This window comes from Herbaspirillum robiniae (genome assembly GCF_002213415.1).
Lineage (GTDB): Bacteria > Pseudomonadota > Gammaproteobacteria > Burkholderiales > Burkholderiaceae_D > Herbaspirillum > Herbaspirillum robiniae.
The window spans coordinates 1-24,696 of the sequence record NZ_NJGU01000011.1; the positions used below are offsets into that span (position 1 = coordinate 1).

26 protein-coding genes are annotated in these 24,696 nt (G+C 66.0%); 15 read left to right on the forward strand and 11 right to left on the reverse strand.

All coding sequences use genetic code 11. The features are described 5' to 3' along the window. Both CEJ42_RS19220 and CEJ42_RS19225 read left to right on the forward strand, forming a co-directional pair. Positions 1–507 (forward strand): histone H1-like repetitive region-containing protein (locus CEJ42_RS19220; RefSeq protein WP_165774472.1); only part of this gene is annotated, 507 nt, incomplete at its 5' end. Positions 508–870: 363 nt separating this feature from the next. After that, positions 871–1,410, forward strand: a complete 540-nt coding sequence (locus tag CEJ42_RS19225; protein ID WP_079219223.1) for a YggT family protein — start codon at positions 871–873, stop codon at positions 1,408–1,410. 87 nt (positions 1,411–1,497) lie between these two features. Here the strand turns inward: CEJ42_RS19225 and CEJ42_RS19230 are convergent, their stop codons facing one another. The 9 genes from CEJ42_RS19230 to CEJ42_RS19270 all read right to left on the reverse strand — a co-directional run bounded on the left by CEJ42_RS19230 (position 1,498) and on the right by CEJ42_RS19270 (position 9,310). Next, positions 1,498–2,031, reverse strand: coding sequence for a peroxiredoxin (locus CEJ42_RS19230; protein WP_079219222.1), 534 nt, complete (start codon positions 2,029–2,031; stop codon positions 1,498–1,500). 115 nt (positions 2,032–2,146) lie between these two features. Continuing rightward, positions 2,147–3,082, reverse strand: coding sequence for a carbohydrate kinase family protein (locus CEJ42_RS19235; RefSeq protein ID WP_079217058.1), 936 nt, complete (start codon positions 3,080–3,082; stop codon positions 2,147–2,149). A 117-nt stretch (positions 3,083–3,199) separates the two neighbouring features. Then, positions 3,200–4,492, reverse strand: a complete 1,293-nt coding sequence (locus CEJ42_RS19240; RefSeq protein ID WP_088752192.1) for a DUF3426 domain-containing protein — start codon at positions 4,490–4,492, stop codon at positions 3,200–3,202. Positions 4,493–4,496: 4 nt separating this feature from the next. Continuing rightward, on the reverse strand, positions 4,497–5,420 hold the full coding sequence (gene prmA, locus CEJ42_RS19245; protein ID WP_088752193.1) for a 50S ribosomal protein L11 methyltransferase: 924 nt from the start codon (positions 5,418–5,420) through the stop codon (positions 4,497–4,499). A 17-nt stretch (positions 5,421–5,437) separates the two neighbouring features. Continuing rightward, the gene (accC, locus tag CEJ42_RS19250; protein WP_079217055.1) at positions 5,438–6,814 is read right to left on the reverse strand and encodes an acetyl-CoA carboxylase biotin carboxylase subunit; all 1,377 of its coding nucleotides are present in this window, start codon (positions 6,812–6,814) and stop codon (positions 5,438–5,440) included. Positions 6,815–6,979: 165 nt separating this feature from the next. After that, on the reverse strand, positions 6,980–7,450 hold the full coding sequence (gene accB, locus CEJ42_RS19255) for an acetyl-CoA carboxylase biotin carboxyl carrier protein (RefSeq protein ID WP_079217054.1): 471 nt from the start codon (positions 7,448–7,450) through the stop codon (positions 6,980–6,982). A gap of 143 nt (positions 7,451–7,593) precedes the next feature. Then, the gene (gene aroQ, locus CEJ42_RS19260; protein WP_088752194.1) at positions 7,594–8,031 is read right to left on the reverse strand and encodes a type II 3-dehydroquinate dehydratase; all 438 of its coding nucleotides are present in this window, start codon (positions 8,029–8,031) and stop codon (positions 7,594–7,596) included. 98 nt (positions 8,032–8,129) lie between these two features. Then, positions 8,130–8,651: a TlpA family protein disulfide reductase gene (locus CEJ42_RS19265; protein WP_088752195.1), complete on the reverse strand. Its 522-nt coding sequence runs from the start codon at positions 8,649–8,651 to the stop codon at positions 8,130–8,132. A gap of 5 nt (positions 8,652–8,656) precedes the next feature. Further along, a complete protein-coding gene (locus tag CEJ42_RS19270; RefSeq protein WP_079217051.1) occupies positions 8,657–9,310 on the reverse strand; it encodes a hypothetical protein in 654 nt (217 codons plus the stop codon). 98 nt (positions 9,311–9,408) lie between these two features. On the opposite strand from CEJ42_RS19270, the gene mpl reads away from it, so the two are divergent. From mpl to CEJ42_RS19315, 9 genes are all read left to right on the forward strand, one after another. Continuing rightward, positions 9,409–10,788 (forward strand): UDP-N-acetylmuramate:L-alanyl-gamma-D-glutamyl-meso-diaminopimelate ligase, encoded by a 1,380-nt coding sequence (mpl, locus tag CEJ42_RS19275; RefSeq protein WP_088752196.1) that lies wholly within the window; start codon positions 9,409–9,411, stop codon positions 10,786–10,788. Then, a complete protein-coding gene (locus tag CEJ42_RS19280) occupies positions 10,785–11,381 on the forward strand; it encodes a YqiA/YcfP family alpha/beta fold hydrolase (protein ID WP_079217049.1) in 597 nt (198 codons plus the stop codon). The genes mpl and CEJ42_RS19280 overlap by 4 nt, the downstream gene beginning before the upstream one ends. Beyond that, a complete protein-coding gene (locus tag CEJ42_RS19285; RefSeq protein ID WP_088752197.1) occupies positions 11,381–11,986 on the forward strand; it encodes a chorismate--pyruvate lyase family protein in 606 nt (201 codons plus the stop codon). Before CEJ42_RS19280 ends, CEJ42_RS19285 begins: the two co-directional genes overlap by 1 nt. A gap of 9 nt (positions 11,987–11,995) precedes the next feature. Further along, on the forward strand, positions 11,996–14,071 hold the full coding sequence (locus tag CEJ42_RS19290; protein ID WP_088752198.1) for a ribonuclease catalytic domain-containing protein: 2,076 nt from the start codon (positions 11,996–11,998) through the stop codon (positions 14,069–14,071). 55 nt (positions 14,072–14,126) lie between these two features. After that, the gene (locus CEJ42_RS19295; protein WP_088752199.1) at positions 14,127–15,011 is read left to right on the forward strand and encodes a TonB C-terminal domain-containing protein; all 885 of its coding nucleotides are present in this window, start codon (positions 14,127–14,129) and stop codon (positions 15,009–15,011) included. A gap of 64 nt (positions 15,012–15,075) precedes the next feature. After that, the gene (aroE, locus tag CEJ42_RS19300) at positions 15,076–15,900 is read left to right on the forward strand and encodes a shikimate dehydrogenase (protein WP_079217045.1); all 825 of its coding nucleotides are present in this window, start codon (positions 15,076–15,078) and stop codon (positions 15,898–15,900) included. A gap of 23 nt (positions 15,901–15,923) precedes the next feature. Next, a complete protein-coding gene (gene mtgA, locus CEJ42_RS19305) occupies positions 15,924–16,631 on the forward strand; it encodes a monofunctional biosynthetic peptidoglycan transglycosylase (protein WP_079217044.1) in 708 nt (235 codons plus the stop codon). A 193-nt stretch (positions 16,632–16,824) separates the two neighbouring features. Beyond that, complete coding sequence (gene corA / locus CEJ42_RS19310; protein WP_079217043.1) at positions 16,825–17,790, forward strand: magnesium/cobalt transporter CorA; 966 nt, start codon at positions 16,825–16,827, stop codon at positions 17,788–17,790. Positions 17,791–17,940: 150 nt separating this feature from the next. Continuing rightward, on the forward strand, positions 17,941–18,408 hold the full coding sequence (locus CEJ42_RS19315) for an outer membrane lipoprotein (protein WP_079219221.1): 468 nt from the start codon (positions 17,941–17,943) through the stop codon (positions 18,406–18,408). Between the two features lie 117 nt (positions 18,409–18,525). Here CEJ42_RS19315 and CEJ42_RS19320 read toward each other — a convergent pair whose 3' ends face one another. Both CEJ42_RS19320 and CEJ42_RS19325 read right to left on the reverse strand, forming a co-directional pair. Next, positions 18,526–19,653 carry an anhydro-N-acetylmuramic acid kinase gene (locus tag CEJ42_RS19320; protein ID WP_088752343.1) on the reverse strand — a complete coding sequence of 376 codons (1,128 nt, stop codon included), beginning with the start codon at positions 19,651–19,653 and terminating at the stop codon, positions 18,526–18,528. A 73-nt stretch (positions 19,654–19,726) separates the two neighbouring features. Further along, positions 19,727–21,121: a M23 family metallopeptidase gene (locus CEJ42_RS19325; protein ID WP_079217042.1), complete on the reverse strand. Its 1,395-nt coding sequence runs from the start codon at positions 21,119–21,121 to the stop codon at positions 19,727–19,729. Between the two features lie 237 nt (positions 21,122–21,358). Here CEJ42_RS19325 and tyrS point away from each other — a divergent pair, with 237 nt between their 5' ends. The 4 genes from tyrS (at position 21,359) to CEJ42_RS19345 (ending at position 24,498) form a co-directional block, all read left to right on the forward strand. After that, positions 21,359–22,618 (forward strand): tyrosine--tRNA ligase, encoded by a 1,260-nt coding sequence (gene tyrS, locus CEJ42_RS19330; RefSeq protein WP_088752200.1) that lies wholly within the window; start codon positions 21,359–21,361, stop codon positions 22,616–22,618. Positions 22,619–22,630: 12 nt separating this feature from the next. Then, the gene (gene dtd, locus CEJ42_RS19335; protein WP_088752201.1) at positions 22,631–23,092 is read left to right on the forward strand and encodes a D-aminoacyl-tRNA deacylase; all 462 of its coding nucleotides are present in this window, start codon (positions 22,631–22,633) and stop codon (positions 23,090–23,092) included. A 97-nt stretch (positions 23,093–23,189) separates the two neighbouring features. After that, the gene (locus CEJ42_RS19340; protein ID WP_079217039.1) at positions 23,190–23,831 is read left to right on the forward strand and encodes a YbhB/YbcL family Raf kinase inhibitor-like protein; all 642 of its coding nucleotides are present in this window, start codon (positions 23,190–23,192) and stop codon (positions 23,829–23,831) included. A gap of 22 nt (positions 23,832–23,853) precedes the next feature. Beyond that, positions 23,854–24,498, forward strand: coding sequence for a histidine phosphatase family protein (locus tag CEJ42_RS19345; RefSeq protein WP_079217038.1), 645 nt, complete (start codon positions 23,854–23,856; stop codon positions 24,496–24,498). Positions 24,499–24,696: the final 198 nt, after the last annotated feature.

Consider the following 24,696-nt stretch of genomic DNA (forward strand, 5'->3'; position numbering starts at 1 on the left):
AAGGCAGCAGCTCCGAAGAAGGCAGTCGCCGCCAAGAAGCCGGTCGCCGCCAAGAAGGCAGCAGCTCCGAAGAAGGCAGTCGCCGCCAAGAAGCCGGTCGCCGCCAAGAAGGCAGCAGCACCGAAGAAGGCAGTCGCTGCCAAGAAGCCGGTCGCCGCCAAGAAGGCAGCAGCTCCGAAGAAGGCAGTCGCCGCCAAGAAGCCGGTCGCCGCCAAGAAGGCAGCCGCTCCGAAGGCAGCTCCGAAGGCTGCAGCAGCCAAGAAGCCGGTCGCCAAGAAGGCAGCCGCTCCGAAGGCAGCCGCTCCGAAGGCAGCAGCTCCGAAGGCCGCAGCCGCCAAGAAGCCGGTCGCCAAGAAGGCAGCCGCTCCGAAGGCAGCAGCAGCCAAGAAGCCGGCAGCTCCGAAGAAGGCAGCCGCCAAGCCTGCAGCAGCTCCGGCCGCCGCAGTGAAGACTGTGCTGAACCCGGCAGCGGCATGGCCGTTCCCGACCGGCGCTGGTCGTCCGTAATACCGGCTTGCCGGTAGCCTGATTCGTCAGGCAAAAATCCCGCTGTATGGCTTCGTGCCATGCAGCGGTTTTTTTTGCCCGCCATCTTCGCGGGAAGACGTGTGGTCGTCGGCTGATTTACCGGGCTACGCACCGTCGCCTGCATCGCGCGCGTCGCCCGCGTTGTCCGGAGGCCTGCACAGGCGCAGGAATCGCCACATTTACATTGCGCCGCTCTGGCAAAGCCGGGCAATGGCACAATATAGAATACGAAAGTATCGTTCAGCGGACGAGGTGCTTGGCGATTGCGCCAATGCGCTCTAGTATGTGCGCTGCAAGTCCCGGCCGTTCCGGCCTCCAGCCAAGTTACTGATGGAGATCTCTGTGCTGCATAGTATTTTCATGTTGATCGTCGATGCTGTCGCCAGCATTCTGGCCGGCGTCATGCTGTTGCGCTTCTGGATGCAGGTGGTGCGCGTGCGCCCGCCCCAATCGGTCGGGCAATTCGTCTATCAGCTGTCGGACTGGCTGGTGAAGCCCCTGCGCCGCGTCATGCCCGGCGGCGCCTACGACTGGGCCAGCCTGCTGGGCGCCTTCCTGATCGTGCTGCTGTCCATCATCGCGGCCGTCGGCGTCGAGTCCGGCTTTGACTTCAAGACCATCCTGCTGCTGTCGCTGGTGCGCTTCTTCCAGTGGATCTTCTACGGCTTCATGGCCACGCTGATCATCGAGGCCATCTTCAGCTGGGTCAATCCCTATGCGCCGCTGGCGCCGTTCGTGCGGGCCCTGAACGAGCCGCTGCTGCGTCCGCTGCGCAAGATCATTCCGCTGGTGGGCGGGGTCGACCTGTCGCCGCTGGCTGCGCTCATCCTGCTGCAGATCGCGGTGCGCGTGGTGACCACGCTGCTGTTGTCGGTGGCCTGAGATCCGGGCGGCCTGCGCCGCCGGGACAAAGAAAAAGCCGGACCTGGTGTCCGGCTTTTTTCATGGGGGCGATATTCGCGGCGAAGGCTATTGCTTCTTCTTCGTCGTCCACTGCTCCAGCGCATGCATGGTGTTCTCGACGTGCTTTTCCGGATTCATGTCCGTGTACTCGTAGATGATGGTGCGGTCGGGCGCGATCACGTACGAGGTGCGGCTGGCGCGCTCCGGGTTCTTGTTCAGGACCGCGTCGAAGGACTTCATGATCTTCTGGTCGCCGTCGGCCGCCACGGCGAACTTGCTGCGGCATTCGCTGACCGAGAACTTGTTGAGCGTGTCGATGTTGTCGGCCGAGATCCCGATCACCGTGGCGCCCAGGGCCTTGTAGCGATCGGTCGCCTCGGCGAACAGGTGGGCTTCGATGGTGCAGCCGGTGGTGAAGGCGGCCGGGAAGAAGTACAGCACGACAGGCCCCTTCTTCAACGCGGCATTGAGCGTGAAGGTGGAGACCTGGCCGCCCAGCGACGACGGCGCCGAGAAGTCGGGCGCCTTGTCGCCGGGTTTGAGCACGGCGAAAGCCGGCTGCGCCAGCAGCGCGGCCGCCAGCAAGAGCGTAGCGCCCATGCTGCGGCTGCGGCGCGGGCCGCGCGTCGGGACGGCAGGTTCAGACGGGTTGATCGGCATGGCGTATCTCCTTGGTATGGTCCTGAAAGTCCTGCCGCGCAAGCGCCGCGGCGCCTCAGCCGAAGCGGTAGCCGAAGGCCTGCTTGAAGCGCTCTTCGATGTCGGCCTTGGACGGCGCGTGATTCTGCGGGCCTTGCGAGGCGATCTTGATCGAGCCCATCAGGCTGGCCAGGCGGCCGGTGGTTTCCCAGTCGTAGCCTTCGGTCAGGCCGTGCAGCATGCCGGCACGGAAGGCGTCGCCGCAACCGGTGGGGTCTTCGATCTTCTCGGCCGGCACGCAGGGGATGTCGATCTTCTTGCCGCCGGTGTAGATTTCCGCGCCCAGTTCGCCGCGGGTGACCACCAGGGCCGAGACGCGCTCGGCGATCTGCGCCAGCGACAGGCCGGTGCGCGCGGTCAGCATTTCGGCTTCATAGTCGTTGACCGCGACATAGGTCGCCAGGTCGATGAAGTGCTTCAGGTCGTCGCCGCCGAACATCGGCATGCCCTGGCCCGGGTCGAAGATCAGCGGGATCTTCAGCTCGGCGGCCTGCTCGGCGTGCTGCAGCATGCCGTCGCGACCATCCGGCGCCACGATGGCGAACTTCACGGCGCCGGCGTCGGCTACCTTGTTCTCATGCGACCAGGTCATCGCGCCCGGGTGGAAGGCGGTGATCTGGTTGCTGTCAGCGTCGGTGGTGATGAAGCACTGCGCGGTGAAGGACGAATCGATCTGGCGCACGCACTTGGTGGAAATGCCCAGCTCGGCGAAGCGTTCCATATAGGGAGCGCTGTCCATGCCCACGGTGGCCATGATCACCGGCTCGCCGCCCAGCAGCTTCAGGTTGTAGCCGATATTGCCGGCGCAGCCGCCGAACTCGCGGCGCATGGTCGGCACCAGGAAGGAGACGTTGACCTTGTGCAACTGGTCGGCCAGCAGGGCCTCGGCGAAGCGGCCCTCGTATTGCATGATGTTGTCGAAAGCGAGGGAACCGCAGATCAGTGAGCTCATGGGATCGGGAAAAAGGGTTGTGAATGCCGCATTGTAGAAGAAAGCGGCGCACAGTTCAGCACGATATTGAGCGTAATGCGCGCAGTGAACGCCGCGCCGGCTGAGGTGCGGGCGAAATCAGGGATAGAACAGATAGATGCGGTAGCCGGACACCAGCGCATCGTTGAGTTCGAAGGTCAGCTTGACCTGCTGCTCGCTCTCGCCGGCGATGCCGGTGTCGAGCAGCTGGGGCGTGGGGAGGTATTCGCGCGGACGGAAGACGCGGCGCACCACCGCCTTCTCGTCGTCGTTGTTGAGCGTGAGCTCGATGTGCGGCCAGGCCTGGGCGCCCGCGCCGCGGTTGCGCAGCACCAGCGACAGCGCGTAGATGTTCTGGTTGGGCGGCACTACCTGCAACTCGTTGGATTCCAGCGTCAGGCGCTCGATCTCGGCCGGCAGCCCGACGCTGCAGTGGAAGGCGGTGCACATGCCGTTGAGCATGGGGCGCAGCGGCGGCACGGCGGCGGCCAGCTGGTTGCGCCAGTAATAGGTCGATTGCAGCAGCAGGATGGGCACCATCACGCCGGCCAGGATCATCATCGCCATCTTCATGACGTGACTGATGCGCTCCTTGCGCTCGGCGCGCTTGACGAAGGCGGGTTCGTCGGCCGGATCTTCGTCCTCATCCTCGTCGTCGTCTTCCTCTTCTTCCCCTTTTTCCGTGTCGGCATCGTTGCCGTCGGTGTCTCGCTCCGGCCGCTCGGCCTTCGCGTCGGCAGATTCCAGGGCCTGTTCGTAGGACTTGAAGGGATCGTCGTCGTCCGGCGCGGGTTGCGGACGGCCTTCTTCATCCACGGGCATGGCGTCGTCGACCGACGAACGACGCAGCAGCACGGCCGTATCGATGTCCACATCCGGGATGGTCGAGGCGGGATGGTCTTTTTCAGGATCCGGCTGCTCGCCGGTCTTCAGTGGCGCGCCGAGGTCGGGGATGTAGCCCGGGCTGGCGGGCGAACGGAAGACGCGGGGTTCCGGCTCCGCCGGAATCGGATCTGCGAACGCAGCCGCAGTCACGGCCTGAGTCTGGGCGGCAGGAGCCGATGCAACAGGTACGACCGGCGCAACCGGCACAATCGGCACAATCGGCACAACCGGCGCGTTGACTTCAGGAATGGAAACAGCAGACGAAGCAGAAGGGGGAGATACTGCGGGAGCGGCAGGAGCGGCAGGAGGCAGGGCGCCGAAGCGCGCCTTGCTGCCCGGCGCCGGCTGGTAATGACCGTCGGTCACGCTGGCCTCGACCAGGAATTCCTCGCCGTTGAAGACCTGGCGGCAGCTGCCGCAGCGGACCAGGCCGCCGCGCAGTTTAAGCTGGTCTCCGGCGACCCGGAAAATGGTGAGGCAGTGCGGACATTGGGTCGCCAGCGCCATGCGCTTACTCCGGCAGGCGGCCTGCCAGCGCCACCCAGCCTTCGTGTTCGGCCCACACCGTCAGTGCAATATACGGCGCGTAGGCCGCGATCACTTCGTCGGCCTGGCGGTCCAGCACGCCCGACAGCACCAGCGAACCGCCCGCGCGCACGCGTCCGGCCAGCATCGGCGCCATCAGTTGCAGCGGTCCGGCCAGGATATTGGCCACCACCACATCGAAGCGTTCGCCTTCCGGATGCGCCTGCGCGAAGTCTTCCGGCAGGTAATACGTCACCTCGCATTGGTTGCGGGCCGAGTTGTAGCCGGCCGCTTCCAGCGCCTGCGGGTCGATGTCCACGCCGATGACCTGCGGCACGCCGACCTTGGCCGCCACCAGCGCCAGGATGCCGGAGCCGCAGCCGTAGTCCAGCAGCGTCTTCACCTGCGTGGCGTCGGCCGCGTTCGACTCCAGCCACTCCATGCACAGCCGGGTGGTCGGATGGCTGCCGGTGCCGAAGGCCAGGCCGGGGTCCAGCTCCAGCACCAGCGCATCGGGCTCGGCCGGCGCGTCGTGCCAGCTGGGCACCACCCAGATGCGGCGACCGATGTGGATGGGCTCGAACTGCGACTGCGTCAGGCGCACCCAGTCCTGCTCTTCCACTTCGCGCGTGGCGAAGGGCAGGGCATAGCCCAGGCCGATGGCTACCGTCGCGTCGGTCACGATGGTGGCCAGGTCGGCATCCTTGTCGGCCAGGGCCACCACGCGGCTGCGGTCCCAGGCGGCTTCCTTCGGCTCCATGCCGGGTTCGCCGAACAGCGGACGTTCGGCATCGGTGCCTTCGTCCGCGTCCTCCACCGACACCGACAGGGCGCCAGCCTCCATCAGGGCGTCGGACAATGCCTCCGCCTGGTCTCGCGCCACTTCGATGACGATTTCTATCCAGCCCATCAGTCGCCTGCCTTCTCTTACTTCTTGGATTTGTCGGAGTCCGACGAAGTCGGGCGTTCCGACAGCTTATGTTCCAGATAATGGATATTGGTTCCGCCTTCGTAGAAGCGGGCATCCACCATCAGCTCGCGGTGCAGCGGGATGTTGGTCGAAATGCCTTCGACCACCATTTCCGACAGCGCGATCTGCATGCGGCGGATAGCCTGTTCGCGGGTGGCGCCGTAGGCGATCACCTTGCCGACCATGGAGTCGTAGTTGGGCGGAACGAAATAACCCGAGTAGGCGTGCGAGTCGACGCGGATGCCGGGGCCGCCGGGCACGTGCCAGGCGGTGATGCGGCCCGGCGACGGGATGAACTTGAACGGATCCTCGGCGTTGATGCGGCACTCGATGGCGTGGCCCTTCAACTCGATGTCGCGCTGGCGGTAACGCAGCTTCTCGCCGGCGGCGATGCGGATCTGCTCCTGCACGATGTCCACGCCGGTGATCATTTCGGTCACCGGGTGTTCCACCTGCACGCGGGTGTTCATTTCGATGAAGTAGAACTCTTCGTTCTCGTACAGGAACTCGAAGGTGCCGGCGCCGCGGTAGTTCATCTTGCGGCAGGCTTCGGCGCAGCGCTCGCCGATCTTCTCGATGATCTTGCGCGGGATGCCCGGCGCCGGCGCTTCCTCGATCACCTTCTGGTGGCGGCGCTGCATGGAGCAGTCGCGCTCGCCCAGCCAGATGGCTTGCTTGTGCTCGTCGGCCAGGATCTGGATTTCCACGTGGCGCGGATTTTCCAGGTACTTCTCCATATAGACTTCCGGGTTGCCGAAAGCGGCGCCGGCTTCAGTCTTGGTCATGGTCACGGCGTTGATCAGCGCGGCTTCGGTGTGCACCACGCGCATGCCGCGTCCGCCACCGCCGCCGGCGGCCTTGATGATGACCGGATAGCCGATCTTGCGGGCGATCTGGACGATTTCCTTCGGGTTGTCGGGCAGCGCGCCTTCGGAGCCGGGCACGCAGGGCACGCCGGCGCGGATCATGGCCTGCTTGGCCGAGACCTTGTCGCCCATCATGCGGATGTTCTCGGCGCGCGGGCCGATGAAGACGAAGCCGGACTTCTCCACACGCTCGGCGAAGTCGGCGTTTTCCGACAGGAAGCCGTAGCCCGGGTGGATCGCCTGGGCGTCGGTCACTTCAGCCGCGCTGATGATGGCCGGCATGTTCAGATAGGACAGCGGCGACGGCGCGGGGCCGATGCAGACCGACTCGTCGGCCAGCTTGACGTATTTGGCTTCGCGGTCGGCCTCGGAGTGCACGACCACGGTCTTGATGCCCAATTCGCGGCAGGCGCGCTGGATACGCAGGGCAATTTCGCCACGATTGGCGATCAGGATTTTTTCAAACATAACAGGAATGAGGCGTCGCTAAGATCAAGCGTTATAGGTTCCGGATGCCGGGTTGCCGGGCGCCGCATGCAACTTGCAAGGGCGCCGGCGCGGCAACCCGCATCGACAGTACAGCATTTCCACTTCAGGCGCCGCCCGCGGGTGGCGCCTATGCGTCTTTCGCGATCAGCCCAGCACGAACAGCGGCTGGCCGAATTCGACCGGCTGGCCGTTTTCCACCAGGATCTGCTTGACCACGCCACCCTTGTCGGTGTCGATTTCGTTGAGCAGCTTCATCGCTTCGATGATGCACAGGGTATCGCCTTCCTTGACTTCCTTGCCCACTTCCACGAAGGCCGGAGCGCCCGGGGCCGAGGAGCGGTAGAAGGTGCCGACCATCGGCGACTTCACGACATAGCCTTCCGGCACGGCGGCCGGCGCCGGCGCTGCGGCGACCGGGGCGGCGGCAGCCACAGGCGCTGCGGCTGCCGGGGCGGCGGCGTAGGCGGCCTGCTGCGGCACCATCACGACCTGGTTCTGCGCATTCGGGGAGGACTTGACGATCCTGACCTTGCTTTCGCCTTCGGTAACTTCCAGCTCTTCGATGGCCGATTCAGCAACCAGGTCGATCAGCGTCTTGAGTTTTCGTAAATCCATTTGAATCCCTCGGAATGTAGATGAGTAGTTAAACACCAGTTAGGAAACGCCGGCAGTCGTGGCCGCCGGCAATATCGGGGTATTGCCTGTCTTGCTTGTTGCTTGCTTGGTTGAAGCGATCCGTTCGGGCGGGAACCCCGCCGTCAGGATTGACGCAGCCAGTAATCGACCGCCAGGCGATAGCCGTCGACGCCGAAGCCGCACATGACTGCCCGGGCGATGCCGGACAGGTAGGAAAAATGCCGGAATTCCTCGCGTTGATGAATATTGGAAATATGCACTTCGACAAAGGGAATGGCCACGCCGGCCAGCGCGTCGCGCAGCGCCACGCTGGTGTGGGTCAGCCCGCCGGGGTTGATGACGATGGCGTCCACGCCCTCTTCGCGGGCCTGGTGGATGCGGTCGATCAGCGCGCCTTCGTGGTTGCTCTGGAAAGACTGGAGCCTGGCGCCGGCGGCGCCGGCCTGTTCCCGGGCGGCCTTTTCGACATCGGCCAGCCTGGTCGATCCGTAGACTTCCGGCTCCCGGGTCCCGAGCAGATTCAGGTTCGGGCCATTGAGCAGGAGAAGGTGTTTTGCCATGGAGATTAAGCTCCGTTTGACGACGATGCGCGCATTTTGCCGTCAAATGGCGTCATTTGGCAAGAAAAACTTTCTTTCGCGTTTTTCTTTAAGCAGATTTACAGTCGGGAGAGGTCTTGGCGCAGCTCGTCGAACTTCAAGCGGCCGAGGTAGATCTTCTTGACTTTGCCGTCCTTGCCCACCAGAGCGGTGAAGGGGAGACCGCCCGCCTGATTGCCGAATTGCCTCAACAAATCGGTGGCGCCGGTGCCAGCAACGTACAGAGGATAGCGGATTTGGTATTTTTGCGCAAATTTGGCGATATTTTCCTGACTATCGACACCAATTCCCAGAATTTGCACGGGTGCGATTTCCTGCTGCAGCGCCGTCAGCTCGGGCATTTCCTCCACGCAGGGGCCGCACCAGGTGGCCCAGAAGTTGACCACCAGCGGCTTGCCTTTCCATTGCGCCAGCGACTGCTGCTGGCCGGTCGCGTCGGGCATCGACTGCGACAGCAGGCGGTTCAGCGCCTGGGTTTCGGGCGAATCGGCCGGCGTGCCGCGATGGCTGGCGTACATGCCCACCCCCACGCAAATGACGGCAACCACGACCAACAGGATAGTATTGCGCAGCTTTTTCATCGATCTTATTCCTCCGGGCTTGCGGACGACGGTTCCGCTTCTTCGATCAGGCGCGCCAGCGCGGCCGCATCGGCGCGCTCCGGGCGTTTGCCGGGCGCCGCGCGCACGCCGCCGCGCAGGTCGTCCTCTTCATATAAGGCAAGGTGGGCCAGTTCGGGCGCCGCGCCTTTTTGCGGCAGCAGGAAGCTCAGGGTTTCCACCGACTGCCCGTGGCGAAAGTGCGGCGCTTCGCCGACCTCGAAATTCACGTTCTTGTTGAGCAGGAATATTTCCACGTCCTTGGCGCTGGGCGTGAAGAGCTGGAGATGGATGTCCGAATGCTCGCCGGCTGTGCCGTTCCATACCGCGCCGGTGATGTAGGGATTGTAGGCTTGCAAATCCTGCATCAATTTCAGCGCCACCCGGCGCAGGTGCAGCAGCCGGGCCGGCTGGGTGTCGGCGAAGAAGAGTTCGTTATATACACGGACTTCGTCTTCGATCTGCTCGTTATCCGGCATGATTTCGCCGCGCACCTTCTGGTTGCCCAGGATCTGCTTGGCCGCCTTGCGCTTGGCGGTGCCGTAGTCGGCGCCGTCCTCGGCGATCATGCGCGCGGCCGCCGCGGCGATCTCGGCGCGCAGCTGTTCGGTAGGGGAGGTGAAATCTGGCATGGGCGACATGATACCTGCTCGCGTCCGGCGCCGCTTTTTGGACGCTCCGGCATCGGCTTAAGGGGCCGGCTCAGGTAAAATCGCACGATTACACCCGAAGACCAGTTATGCATATTCACATTCTCGGCATCTGCGGCACCTTCATGGGCGGCCTTGCCGTCCTGGCCAAGGAAGCCGGCCACAAGGTGACCGGCTGCGACGCCAACGTCTACCCGCCGATGAGCACCCAGCTGGAGGCCCAGGGCATCGAGTTGATGCAGGGCTTCGACCCGGCCCAGGTGGACCAGAAGCCCGACCTGTTCGTCATCGGCAACGTGGTGTCGCGCGGCAACCCCCTGATGGAAGAGATCCTCAACCGCGGCTTGCCCTATGTTTCCGGCCCCGAATGGATCGGCCGTCATATCCTGCAGGACAAATGGGTGCTGTCGGTCGCCGGCACGCACGGCAAGACCACCACCTCGGCCATGCTGGCCTGGGTGCTGGAGCATGCGGGCTACCAGCCGGGCTTCCTGATCGGCGGCGTGCCGATGAACTTCGGCATCTCCGCGCGCCTGGGTAGCGACGGCCACGGCGGCCCCTCGCCCTTCTTCGTGATCGAGGCCGACGAGTACGACACCGCCTTCTTCGACAAGCGCAGCAAGTTCGTGCACTACCGCACGCGCACCGCGATCCTGAACAACCTGGAATACGACCACGCCGACATCTTCCCCGACCTGGCCGCCATCGAGACCCAGTTCCACCACCTGGTGCGCACCGTCCCTGGCATCGGCCGGCTGGTGGTCAACGGTCGCGAGCCGGCGCTGCAGCGCGTGGTCGCGCGCGGCTGCTGGAGCGGGCGCGAGGACTTCGGCGTGGCCGACGGCGCCGGCTGGTCGCTGGTGAACCATGACGACGGCCGTTTCGACGTGTTCTTCGACGGCCAGCCGCAAGGCACCGTGCAATGGGAGCTGACCGGCGAGCACAACCGCATGAATGCACTGGCCGCCATCGCCGCCGCGCGCCATGTCGGCGTCGCGCCGGCCCACGCGATCGAGGCGCTGGGCGCCTTCCAGAGCGTCAAGCGCCGCATGGAGCTGCGCGGCACCGCCGGCGGCGTGGCCGTGTACGACGATTTCGCCCACCATCCGACGGCGATCGCCACCACCGTGGCCGGCCTGCGCAAGAAGGTCGGCGACGCGCGCATCCTCGCGGTGCTGGAGCCGCGCTCCAACACCATGAAACTGGGCACCATGAAGGACGCGCTGCCGGGCAGCCTGGCCGACGCCGACCTGGTGTTCGGCTACGGCGCCAATGCCGGCCGCGATGCGCTGGGCTGGAACCTGTCCGAGGCGCTGGCGCCGCTGGGCGCCAAGGCGCAGGCCTTTGACGACCTGGGCGCGCTGGTGCAGGCGATCAAGGCGGCGGCGCAAGCCGGCGACCATGTGCTGGTGATGAGCAACGGCGGCTTCGGCGGCGTGCACCAGAAGATCCTGGACGCGCTGGCATGATTCTCTACCTGCACGGCTTTCGTTCCTCGCCGCAGTCGTTCAAGGCGCGGCTGATGGGGCAGCGCATGGGCGAGCTCGGCCTGCAGGAGCAGTACGCCTGCCCGCAGCTGCCGGCCTCGCCGGCCGGCGCCATCGCGCTGGCCGAGTCGCTGATCGAGGAGCGCGGCGCCGACATCGCGCGCCTGACCGTGGTCGGCTCTTCGCTGGGCGGCTTCTACGCGACCTGGCTGGCCGAGAAATACGGCTGCCGCGCGGTGCTGCTCAATCCGGCGGTCAAGCCGCCGCGCGAGCTGGAGTCCTACGTCGGCGTGACCACGCAATACCATTCCGACGAGCCTTTCGAATTCAAGCGCGAATACGTCGACGAGCTGCGCGCGTTGATGGTCGAGCGCATCACGCGGCCGGAACGCTACTTCCTGATCGCCGCCACCGGCGACGAAGTGCTGGACTGGCGCGAGATGGTGGCGCATTACCCCGGCGCGCGCCAGATCGTCATCGAGGGCAGCGACCACGGCATCGCCGAGTTCGCCGACTATCTCGACGACGCGCTGGCCTTCTGCGGAGTCGATGCTTCGGGCAAGGCGGTGTCCTGATGCCGCATTTCCCGGGCCGCGCCAACTGGATGGCGCATCCGCAGGCGCTGGCGTCGCTGCTGACGGCCGACGGCGACCTGATGCGGCGCACGCGCGCGTGGCTGGCCGACCCCGGCTCCATGACGCTGAAACTGAAGGCGCGCACCCAGGACTTTTCGGTGCGCCTGCTGCGCCAACGCCCCGGCCCCATCCTGGCCGACGAGCATGACGCGCTGGGCGTGCCGGCGCGCAGCCGGGTGGTCGAGCGCGACGTGATCCTGCATTGCGACGGCCGGCCGGTGGTGTTCGGCCACACCGTGCTGTCGACCTCGTCGGTGAAGTCCGACTGGCCTTTTTTCAGCAAGCTGGGCACCACGCCCCTGGGCGCCAACCTGTTTTTCGATCCGCTGGTGGCGCGCAGCCCGATCTTTTATGCGCGCCTGCACGCCGGCCATCCGCTGATGCGCCGCATCGCGGCCGCGTTGCCGGGCGCGCTGCCGTCCACCCTGATGGCGCGCCGCTCGCTGTTCTCGCGCCGCGGCGGCGTGCTGATGGTCACTGATGTTTTCCTGCCGGCGCTGGAGGCGTTCATTCGTCCCGGCGCACGGTCCAAGCAAGATATATAGAAGCACACGATGAATTTACTGTTCGAAGAATCCGGCGACTTCAAGGCCGGCTCCATCATGACCCAGCAGGGCGAGTCCTATCAGGTCGAGATGGCCTCAGGCAAGCGCACCAAGGTCAAGTCCAAGGACGCGTTGCTGCAGTTCGCTTCGCCCTCGCCGCAGGAACTGCTGCAGCAGGCGCAGGCGATCGCCGACGAGGTCGACCTCGACTTCCTGTGGGAGGTCGCAGGTGAAGAGGAGTTCGGCTTCTCCGAACTGGCGGCCGAGTATTTCGGCCACGCGCCGTTGCCGCCGGAAGCGGCAGGCCTGCTGCTGCGCCTGCATACCGCGCCGGTCTATTTCTACAAGAAGGGCCGCGGCCGCTACAAGGCGGCGCCGCAGGCATCGCTGCAGGCCGCGCTGGCCGGGCTGGAAAAGAAGAAGCTGCAGCTGGCCGCGCAGGCCGCGTATGTCGAGGAGCTCAAGGCGAACAAGCTGCCCGAAGCCTTCAAGCCGATCGCGCTGCAGCTGTTGTTCAAGCCGGACAAGAACGGCATCGAATTCAAGGCGCTGGACGCCGCCGCCAAGGAGCTGCAGACCACGCCGCAGCGCCTGATGCTGGCCGCCGGCGGCGTCGCCTCGCCCAAGGAGCTGCACTACACCAAGTTCCTGTACGAATACTTCCCGCGCGGCACCGGTTTCCCGGCCATCGCCATTCCGCCGGCGACGACCGACCTGCCCACCGCCGAGGTGCAGGCCTTCTCGATCGACGACGTCACCACCACCGAGATCGACGATGCGCTGTCGGTCACGCGCACCGCCGACGGCAAGCTGCGCGTGGGCATCCACATCGCCGCGCCGGGCCTGGCCATCAAGCGTGACGACGCCATCGACGCCATCGCCCGCGCACGCATGTCCACCGTCTACATGCCGGGCGAGAAGATCACCATGCTGCCCGACGACCTGGTCGCGGCCTACACGCTGGACGCCGGCGCCGCGCGTCCGGCGCTGTCGCTGTACGCCACGCTGGATCCCTCGAGCTGGGAAGTGCTGGCCACCGAGACCCGCGCCGAGCTGGTGCCGATCGCCGCCAACCTGCGCCACAACGACCTCGACGAACTGGTCACCGAAGAAGCGCTGGCGGCCAACACCGGCGACTATCTGCACAAGGAAGAGATCGGCCTGCTGTGGCAATGGGTGCAGCTGCTGGAGCAGGGCCGCATGGCCAAGCGCGAGAGCTTCGGCCTGCGCCCGGAACAGAACAACCGCGTCGACTTCAACTTCTACGTCGAGGACGACGTGGTCAGCATCGTGCGCCGCAAGCGCGGCGCGCCGCTGGACAAGATCGTGGCCGAGCTGATGATCTTCGCCAACAGCACCTGGGGCAAGCTGATGGCCGACCACGGCGTGCCGGGCATCTATCGCGCCCAGGGCGGCGGCGCCGGCGGCTGGGCCGCCAAGATGCAGGTGCGCATGGTCACGCACGCCGCGCCCCACCAGGGCCTGGGCGTGGACCAGTACGCGTGGAGCACCTCGCCGCTGCGTCGCTACACCGACCTGGTCAACCAGTGGCAGATCCTGGCCTGCATCGAGCACGGCGTGACCGCGCCGCTGGTGGCGCCGTTCAAGCCGCGCGACGCCGACCTGTTCGCCATCGTCTCCGGTTTCGACGCCGCGTACTCCGGCTATGCCGACTTCCAGTCCACCATGGAGCGCTACTGGTGCCTGCGCTGGCTGGCGCAGAAGGACGCGCGCCAGGTCGACGCCGTGGTGTTGAAGGACGAGATCCTGCGCCTGGCCGAGATCCCGCTGGTGCTGCGCATGCCCGGCTTGCCGACGTTGGCGCGCGGCCTGCAGGTCAGGCTCGACCTGCTGCGCTGGGACGAAGTCGACCTCACCGTCGAGGCGCGCTTGCTGGAAGTGCCGGCGGCGGCCGCGCAGGCGCTGGATGTGGACCTGGGCGACGAGGACGAGGAGTTGCTGGAAGGCATGGCGGCCGACGCCGCCGACGAAGGCGAGCCGGCTGCCGCGGCGGATGCGCCGGCCGCGGCTGTTGCGGATGCGGCGGAAGACGGCGAAAACCGCGCCGCCGATGCGGCCCAATGAGCCGGTGCTGGCGTAGAATTGCTGCTTTGATCACCGTCGGCCATCCGTACCCGTTGTGAACCTGTTCGCCCAACATCGTCTGCTGAGCTACGCGCTGGGCATCTCGCTGCTGGTGCACGGCGTGCTGCTCGCCGTGCATTTTGCCGCGCCCGATGCCTTCCGCCTCAAGCCGTCCGACCCGGAGCTGGAAGTCATCCTGGTCAACGCCAAGCACGACAAGAAGCCGGTCAACGCCGAGGCGCTGGCGCAGGCCAATCTCGACGGCGGCGGCAACGTCGACAAGGGGCGCGCCAAGTCGCCGCTGCCGGACATGAAGCGCCAGGAAACCGGCGACAGCGTCAAGGCCGCGCAGCGCCGCGTCACCGAGCTGGAAGAGCAGCAGCGCAAGATGCTGGCCCAGATGCAGCAGTCGCAGCAGCACGTGGCCAGCGCCGAGCAGCAGAAGCCCAAGGAGGATCCGCAGCTCAACGCGCGCGACATGCTGGAGACCGCCCGTGCGATGGCGCGCATGGAAGCCGAGGTCGCCAAGAACATCGAGGAATACAACAAGCGTCCCAAGAAGACCCAGATCACGCCCAGCACGCGCGAGGTGGGCTACGCCCAGTATTACAAGACGCTGCAGGACAAGATCGAAAAGGTCGGCACGCTCAACTTCCCGAGCAAGGACGGCAAGAAACTGTACGGCGAGCTGCTGGTGATCATCGCGGTGTTCCAGGACGGCACCATCTACGAGCGCGACGGCGGGGTGGTGGTCAAGACCAGTTCCGGCAATGCGGCGCTGGACCAGGCGGCGGTGGCCATCGTGCGCCGCTCGGCGCCGTTCGGCCGCTTCCCGGAGAACATGCGCACCACCGGCAAGGATGATGTATGGGAGATCGTGACGCGCTTTCGTTTCACGCGCGACCAGGGGCTGCAGACGCAAATAGGCGCCAACGGCTGACCCGGGGCAGGACCAGGGCAGCGACCGACAACAAGACAGGCAAGAACGGAACAGGCGGACCAACATGGATGCATACGTCGTCATCGGCAATCCGATTGCCCACAGCAAATCTCCCGAGATCCACGCGCAGTTCGCCGCGCAGACCGGCCAGCAGCTGAGCTACGAGCGCCTGCTGGCGCCGCTGCACGGCTTCAAGGCCAGCGTGCAGGTGTTCCAGCGACGCGGCGGACGCGGCGCCAACGTCACCGTCCCCTTCAAGCTCGAAGCGCACGCGCTGGCCGACACGCTCTCCGAGCGCGCGCGCCTGGCCGGCGCGGTCAACACGCTCAAGTTCGAGGACGGCAGGATCCACGGCGACAACACCGACGGCGCCGGACTGGTCACCGACATCACCGTCAACGCCGGGCTGGCGCTGGGCGGCCGTCGCATCCTGCTGCTGGGCGCCGGCGGCGCCTCGCGCGGCGCGCTGCTGCCGCTGCTGGAACAACAACCCGCCGAGCTGGTGATCGTCAACCGCACCCAGGCCAAGGCCGCCGAACTGGCCGCGCAGTTCGCCGAATACGGGCCGGTGAAAAGCGCCGCCTACGCGGAACTGGACGGCGCCTTCGACCTGATCGTCAACGCCACGTCGGCCAGCCTGTCGGACGACCTGCCGCCGCTGCCGACATCGGTCTACGGCGCCGAGACGCTGGCCTACGACATGATGTACGGCCGCCAGCCCACGGTGTTCATGCAAAGCGCGCAGCAGCACGGCGCCATCGCCCGCGACGGCCTGGGCATGCTGGTCGAGCAGGCGGCCGAGGCCTTCCTCATCTGGCGCGGCGTGCGGCCGGACACCTCAGACGTGTTCGCCGCGCTGCGCCGCCAGATGGCCGAGTTGGCCGAATAAGCGGAGCGCCCTGGAACCGGCACATGAAATCCGTTCGCAAGCTGCTGCTCTGGATCATCCTCGTCCCCATCGCCTGCGTGCTGTTGCTGCAGGCGTATTTCTTCCTCCAGATCTGGTGGTGGGTGGACCACAATCCCGGCTCCACCAGCTTCATGCGCCAGCAGCTGTCCATCCTGCGCGAGAAGGATCCCAACGCACAGCTGCAGTTCAGGTGGGTGCCGTACGCGCGCATCAACAACAACCTCAAGCGCGCCATCATCGCTTCCGAGGACTCCAACTTCTCCGAGCATGACGGCATCGACTGGGACGCCCTGCAACGCGCCTACGAGAAGAACGAGAAGAAGGGCAAGGTGGTCGCCGGCGGCTCCACCATCACCCAGCAGCTGGCCAAGAACCTGTTCCTCTCGGGCGAGCGCAGCTACCTGCGCAAGGGCCAGGAATTCATCATCACCTACATGCTCGAAGCGCTGATGGACAAGCAGCGCATCTTCGAGATCTACCTCAACGTGGTCGAGTGGGGCAACGGCGTGTTCGGCGCCGAGGCGGCGGCCCAGCACTACTACCGCACCAGCGCCGCCAACCTCGGGGCCGAGCAGGCCGCCCGGCTGGCGGTGATGCTGCCGCGTCCGCGCTTCTACGACCGCAACCGCGGATCGGGCTACCTGGCCGCGCGCAGCGGACTGATCCTGCGGCGCATGAACGCGGCCACGCTGCCGCCCACGCACAAGTAAATCCGCGTCTTCGCGCTGGCCATACGGCCGGCCCATGACAGGCGCATGACATCGCCATGCGGGCATGCGCCGAGCTTGCCTGCGGCTGGGGTTGAACGTACACTTGCGCTCGTTCCGCGCATGTCCGGCAATCCAGCCAGCCGCAAGCGCCAGCGCACTTCAGATTCCCCAGCGTTCCAGCCAGCGAGAGCCCATGATCAATGTATTCGTGTTGCAAAACGGACGACTCAGCCAGGTCAACATCGACAGCCGCGCCGATCTGGAACAGGCAACGCCGGTCTGGGTCGACCTGACGGAACCGAACGACGAGGAACGCGCCTGGGTCAAGAGCATCTACGGCGTGACGCTGCCCGACGAAGACGAATTCAGCGACATCGAGGCCTCGGCCCGTTACTTCGAAGCCGAGAACGGCGACCTGCACCTGCGCACCGACTTCTTGTTCGAGGGCGACGACGACGCCTCCTCGACCATGACCGTGGCCTTCATCCTGGCCCGCAACATCCTGTTCTCGGTGCATGCCGAAGACCTGCCGGTGTTTCGCCTGGTGCGCATGCGCGCGCGCTCGCGCCCCGGCTCCATCGGCGACTACCGCGACGTGCTGCTGGACCTCTACGAGACTGACGCCGAATACTCCGCCGATGCGCTCGAAGGCATCTACCAGAAGCTCGAAGCGGTCAGCACCAGCGTGCTGAAAAAGAGCCTGTCCGACCAGGCCGCCGCAGAGGTGCTCAACACCATCGCGCACGAGGAAGACCTGAACGGCCGCATCCGCCGCAACATGATGGACACGCGCCGCGCGGTCAGCTTCCTGATGCGCGGGCGCCTGCTCAGCTCCGAGCAGTTCGAGGACGCGCGCCAGATCTTGCGCGACATCGAATCGCTGGACGGTCACACCGCCTTCTTGTTCGACAAGATCAACTTCCTGATGGACGCCACGGTCGGCTTCATCAACATCAACCAGAACAAGATCATCAAGATCTTCTCGGTGGCCTCGGTGGCGTTCCTGCCGCCCACGCTGATCGCCAGCATCTACGGCATGAACTTCAAGTGGATGCCGGAGCTGGAATGGCCGATCGGCTACCCGATCGCCATCCTGATGATGGTGGGCTCGGCGATCGCGCCGTTCTGGTATTTCCGTCGCCGCGGCTGGCTCAATTGAACCGGCGCTGAACCGGCGTTGAGCCGGCGGCTTCATGTCTGCTGACGGCGACGTCTCTGCTTTTCTGACAACAATTCCGGCAGTTCTCCGATGCCGCGCGCGCAGCGCGCGGCGCACACTGGTCCCATCAAAATGGAGAAGGAGACAGCCATGTCCGCCAAACACCACTACACCTCCCTGGCCGTCGTCAGCCTCAGCTTCGCCGGCATCCTGTTCGGTTGCGCCAGCCCGCAGCAGCCCTACGGCGCGGCGCCGCAGTCGCAAAGCTATGAGCGCGTGGCCTCCTACAACGGCACCGGCGTGGTCGAATCCATCGAAGTCACCCACAAGGAAAGCAGCGGCGTGGCAGGCACCGTGATCGGCGGCGTGGCGGGCGCCCTGGTGGGCAGCACCATCGGCGGCGGCACCGGCCAGGCAGTGGCTACCGTCGCCGGCGCGGCCGGCGGCGCCTACGCCGGCAACAAGATCCAGCGCAACAACTCGGCCGGCAAGCAGATCTACAACATCCGCGTGCGCATGAGCGACGGCTCGCTGCAGACCTTTGCGCAGGAAGACAATACCGACTTCCGCGTGGGCGACCGCGTGCGCCTGGACGACGGCAAGATCTCGCGTTATTGAGGCCTTTGAGGTCATTGCGCTCGACTCCGGCCTGCCGACGGCAAGCCGGTGAGCCCATGAAAAATCCCCGCCTTGGCGGGGATTTTTGTTTGCGCAACGCATGCGCGCAGTTCAACGTCAGGCCGGATAGAGCGCCCCAAGCACACGCAAGCCGCGCGCCCCGGTCACGGCCGGCAGGTTGCCCGGCCGGCGCAGGTCGAAGCGGCGCGCCAGCCAGGCGAAGGCCAGCGCCTCCACATGGTTGGGCGCCACGCCCAGCGCCGCCGTCGACTGCACTTTCGCGCGGCCTTCCAGCGCCTGGCGCAGCAGCCGCATCAGGAAGCCGTTCTCGGCGCCGCCGCCGCAGACGAAGACCTGGCGCGCATCCGGCGCGTGGCCGCGGATCGCATCGGCGATGGTGCCGGCGCTCAGCATGGCCAGCGTGGCCTGCACGTCGGCCGGCGCCACCGGCTCGCCGGTGCGCAGCAGTGCGGCCTGCAGCCAGTCGAGGTGGAACAGGTCGCGCCCCGAGCTCTTGGGCGGCGCCTGGGTGAAGAAGCTCTCCGCGCGCAGCTGCGCCAGCAGGCCCGCATGCACCGTCCCGCTCGCGCCCCAGTCGCCGTTGGCGTCGTAGCTGCGGCCCTGGTGCAGCAGGATCCAGCCGTCCATCAGCGCGTTGCCGGGGCCGGTGTCGAAGCCGGACGTGCCGGACTGCGCCCCGGCCGGCAGGATGCTGACATTGGCGATGCCGCCGATGTTGACCACCACGCGCGACTCGTTCTCGTCGCCGAAGATGGCGCGGTGGAAGGCCGGCACCAGCGGCGCGCCCTGGCCGCCGGCGGCGACGTCGCGGCTGCGGAAGTCCGCCGCCACGTCGATGGCGCACAGCTCGGCCAGCAGCGCCGGATTGTTGGTCTGGCGCGTGAAGCCCAGTTCGGGACGGTGGCGGATGGTCTGGCCGTGCACGCCGACCATGCGGATGTCGGCCGCGGATTTGCCGCTTTGCCGCAGCAGCTGCGTCACGCAGTCGGCGTAATGCACCGCCAGCGCATTGGCGGCCAGGGCTTCGCGTTCGATCTCGTTGGGGCCGGAGGCCTGCAGCACCATCAGGTCGGCGCGCAGGTGCTCGGGGAAGGGCACGTAGGCCGCGGCCAGCGTGGCCGAGACGGCATCGTCGCCGGCCGCGAAGTCGGCCAGCACGCCGTCGACGCCGTCCAGGCTGGTGCCGGACATGAGGCCGATGTAAAGGGTGGAAGTATCAGGCATGGCGCGCAAAAAAGAAAAGGGCGGTCGCTGATTCTACAGCGGGGCCGCCCCGGGTTCCGATATGTGCCGGCGATTACTTGGATGCCAGCTTCACGTCCGGCGCGCCTGGCACGCGCAGCATCGCCATGCGGTGCTGCATGTCGGTCGCCACGGCGCGGAAGTTCTTCAGCTGCGGGCCGGTCAGCGCCTGGTTGTTGGGCACGTCCACCGACAGCGGGTTGCGCGGCTGGTTGTTGACGCGGAATTCGTAGTGCAGGTGCGGGCCGGTGGCCCAGCCGGTCATGCCGACGAAGCCGATCACGTCGTTCTGGCCGACCTTCATGCCCTTCTTGATGCCCGAGGCGAAGCGGCTCATGTGACCGTAGGCGGTGGAGTAGCCGCTCCAGTGCTTGATCACGACGATGTTGCCGTAGCCGTTCTGCTGGCCGACGAAGTCGACCACGCCGTCGGCGGCCGCATGGATGGGAGTGCCGGTGGGCGCGGCGAAGTCCACGCCGGTGTGCTGCTTCCACTTGCCGAGGATGGGGTGCAGGCGCATCGAGAAGCCCGAGGAGATCCGAGTGAAGGCCAGCGGCGACTTCAGGAAGGCTTTCTTGAGCGACTTGCCGTCGAAGGCGTAGTAACCGCCGCCGCCGGTCTTGCTGCCCGGGTCGCTGAACCACACGGCCTGGTAGCGGTTGCCGGCGTTGTCGAACTCGCCGGCCAGCACGCGGCCGGTGCGCAGCAGTTCGCCGTTCTGCCAGAAGGTCTCGTAGACCACGTTGAAGCGGTCGCCGCGGCGCAGGTCGGCGGCGAAGTTGATGTTGGTGGCGAACATGTCGACCAGCTGCAGCGCCACGCCGTCCGGAATCTGGGCGGCGTCGGTGGCGGCGAACAGCGAGGAGAAGATCACGCCGGCGCGCATCTCGACGCGGCGTTCCAGCGTGGCCGGCACGGCCTCGGACTTGAAGTGGTCGCCGTCGCGCGAGATCACCAGCTTGCGCAGGTTGTCGCTGCCGTCGTCCAGCGTGGCCGACAGGGTGACCAGCTCGCCGTTGTCGTCAGTCTGCGCCACTACGCGCTTGCCGGCGCGCAACTGCATCACCGAGCGCGCCAGGGTGTCGGACTTGATGAAGCTGGCAGCCTCGTCGTCGTCCACGCCCAGGCGGTTCAGCAGGGTGGCCAGGGTGTCGCCGCTGCGCACCTTCTCTTCGTTGACGTAGTACTGCGAATTCTCTTCCAGTGCGCTGATCTGCTGTTGCAGGTCAGGCAAGGCCAGTTCCTTGGAAATCGGATTGACCGGCGCGTCCTTCATGTCCGGCTCGGCCGGGGCGAAACCGGCGGCGCCGATCGTGAAGGCGGCCAGGAACAATGCGCTCGCGCCGACGATACGCGTCTTAGGCGAGGAGGCGGAGATTTTGTGGTGGCAGGACTGGAGGGCGGAGAAGCATCGGGACGTGGCGCGCTTGAATTTATCTTGTGGGAACATGCAATACGTTAAAATCTGACGTTTCCGTCGCGGATGACGCGGACTGCTGCAGCACGGCGTTCCTGTCCCCCCGCCGTGTTGCGCCCGCGAAACACCCTCGTTCGGAGGTGAATGCACTCTCTGCTGATGAGCTTCTCGAGGCCGCGTCCAGGCGCTCAGCAGAAAAACGAAAGTCGGAATTATAGCAACACGCATTCGCGGCACTGTCCTACAAAAGCCTATTTTTTAGTTATATCGATGAACGCAGAACAGTCTTCCTCTCCCGCCAGCGCGGCCCCCAGCTCATCCTTGCCGCTTTCGGACAACGTCCTGGAAGCGATGGCCGTCGCCAAGCGCGGCGTGGACGAGCTGCTCATCGAAAGCGAGTTCGCCCAGAAGCTGGCGCGCTCCGAGCAAAGCGGCCAGCCGCTGCGCATCAAGCTGGGGCTGGACCCGACCGCGCCCGACCTGCACCTGGGCCATACCGTGGTCTTGAACAAGATGCGTCAGCTGCAGAACCTGGGGCACCAGGTGATCTTCCTGATCGGCGACTTCACCTCGATGATCGGCGACCCGTCCGGCCGCAACGCGACCCGTCCGCCGCTGACCCGCGAGCAGATCGAGATCAACGCCAAGACTTACTTCGCCCAGGCCAGCCTGGTGCTGGATCCGGCCAAGACCGAGATCCGCTACAACTCCGAATGGTGCGACCCGCTGGGCAGCCGCGGCATGATCCAGCTGGCCTCGCGCTATACCGTCGCGCGCATGATGGAGCGCGACGACTTCACCAAGCGCTTCAAGGAAGGCACGCCGATCTCGGTGCATGAATTCCTCTACCCGCTGATGCAGGGCTACGACTCGGTGGCGCTGAAGTCCGACCTGGAGCTGGGCGGCACCGACCAGAAGTTCAACCTGCTGGTGGGTCGCGAGCTGCAGAAGGACTGGGGCCAGGAGCCGCAGTGCATCCTGACCATGCCGCTGCTGGAAGGCCTGGACGGCGTCGAGAAGATGTCCAAGTCCAAGAACAACTACATCGGCATCACCGAACCGGCCAACACCATGTTCGCCAAGGTGATGAGCATTTCCGACACCATGATGTGGCGCTACTACGACCTGCTGTCGTTCCGCACGATCGCCGAGATCGCCGGCTTCAAGGCCGAGGTCGAGTCGGGCAAGAACCCGCGCGACATCAAGGTCGCGCTGGCGCAGGAAATCGTCGCCCGCTTCCACTCGCAGCAGGCCGCCGTCGACGCGCTGGCCGACTTCGTCAACCGCTCCAAGGGCGGCATTCCGGACGACATCCCGGACGTGGCGCTGTCGGGCGCGCCGCTGGGCATCGGCCAGCTGTTGAAGCAGGCCAACCTGTGCGCCTCCACCTCGGAAGCGCTGCGCATGGTCGAGCAGGGCGGCGTGCGCATCGACGGCGCCGTCGTCAGCGACAAGGGCCTGAAGGTCGAGGCCGGCCAGTGCGTGGTGCAGGTGGGCAAGCGCAAGTTCGCGCGCGTCACACTGTCGTAAGACCGGCCGCGCATGATCGCTCTGCTGCAACGAGTCAGCCAGGCCGCTGTCGTAGTGGATGGGGACACCGTCGGCGCCATCGGCGCCGGCCTGATGGTGCTGGTCTGCGCCGAGCGCAACGACACCGCGGCCGAAGCCGACGCGCTGCTGACCAAGCTGCTGGCCTACCGCGTGTTCGCCGACGAGGCCGGCAAGATGAACCGCAGCGTTGCCGATGTGCAAGGCGGGCTGTTGCTGGTGCCGCAGTTCACGCTGGCGGCCGACACCAATTCAGGCACGCGGCCGTCGTTTACACCGGCCGCCGCGCCCGAGCTGGGACGGCAACTGTTCGACCATTTCACCGCGCAGGCGCGACTCCGGCACGGCGAGGACAAGGTCGGCACCGGCCGCTTCGGCGCCGACATGAAGGTGTCGCTGACCAACGACGGACCGGTCACCTTCTGGCTGCAGGTCAAGCCGAAGGCGCAAGGCTGAAAGTGACTGTCGGGCTTCGCCGTTGAAGGCTGCGCGGCCGTCCCCATCTGTTTGTGCAAGGCATACTGGATTGGGTCCATTCTTCTGAGGAGATGACATGAAATTCTGGAGCGATTCTTTCAAGGACGGCGACACCATCCCGGGCGAATTCGCATTCGCCGTGGCGGATCCCAAGACCCATGTCGCGCTGTCTTCCAACCGCAATCCGCACTTCGCCTGGAGCGAGCTGCCCGCCGGCACGAAAACGCTGGCGCTGGTGGTGCACGATCCCGATGTGCCTTCGCGCGGCGACGACGTCAACCAGGAAGGCAAGACCGTGCCGCTGGAGCTGCCGCGGGTGGACTTCTACCACTGGACGCTGGTCGACATCCCGGCGTCGGTCTCCCAGATCAAGGCCGGCCAGTTCAGCAACGGCGTGACCGCGCGCGGCAAGCCGGGCCCGGCGGTGCTGGGCGACACCATGCCCGGCGCGCGCCAGGGTATCAACGACTACACCGGCTGGTTCGCCGGCGACGGCGACATGCGCGGCGACTATTTCGGCTACGACGGCCCTTGCCCGCCGTGGAACGATGCGCTGGTGCACCGCTACATCTTCACGCTGTACGCGCTCGACGTCGACCAGCTGCCGGTGGCCGGCAACCTGGAAGGCTCGGTGGTAGTGACCGCGCTGCGCGACCACGTGCTGGCGCAGGCGTCGATCACCGGCCTGTATTCGCTCAACCCCAAGGCGACGCGCTGAGCGTTCGCACCAGATTGCCCGCATGACTGAAATACTGCTGATCCGCCACGGCGAGACCGACTGGAACGTCGACAAGCGCCTGCAAGGACATATCGACATTCCGTTGAACGAAGCCGGCCGCCTGCAGGTGCAGGCGCTGGGCGCGGTGCTGGCCGAGGAGGGCATCGACGCCATCTTCGCCAGCGACCTGCAGCGCGCACGCGCCACCGCCCAGGCGGTGGCCGACGCCGCCGGGCTGGACGTGGGCATCGACGCCGGCCTGCGCGAGCGCTGCTACGGCGCCTTCGAAGGTTTGCGCCATCCCGACATCGAAGAAAAATACCCCGAGGCCTATCGCGTCTGGAAGGCGCGCGAGCCGGATGCCCGCTATCCCGCCGGCGAGCGCGAGGCCGAAACCATGCGCGAGTTCTACCAGCGCTCGGTGCAGGCGGTGCGGCGCGTGCTGGACAGCGGCAAGTACCGCAAGGTCGCCATCGTCACCCACGGCGGCGTGCTGGAGTGCGTGCATCACTGGGCCAGTGGTACCGAGTTCGCGCAGCCGCGCACCTTCGACATCTTCAACGCCAGCGTCAACCGCCTGCACTGGGACGGCGAGCGCGCGCAGATCCGCTCCTGGGGCGAGATCGCCCACCTCAACCGTGACGCGCTGGACGAAGTGGACCGCTGAGCGCCCTGGTTGAGCGCGATCATGGCCTGATCCCTTGTTTTTCATCGCAGGGCCGCCGCATTCCCCGGATGCGGCGGCCTTGTCGCTTGCAGCGCGCGCCATCGATGGCGCGGCAGGCGGCTGCTTAATTTTTGAGCGATGTTGGTAGGAATTGGCGGGGCGAAAAGGACTGTTGCGCGCAGAGTAGGAAAAATTCAC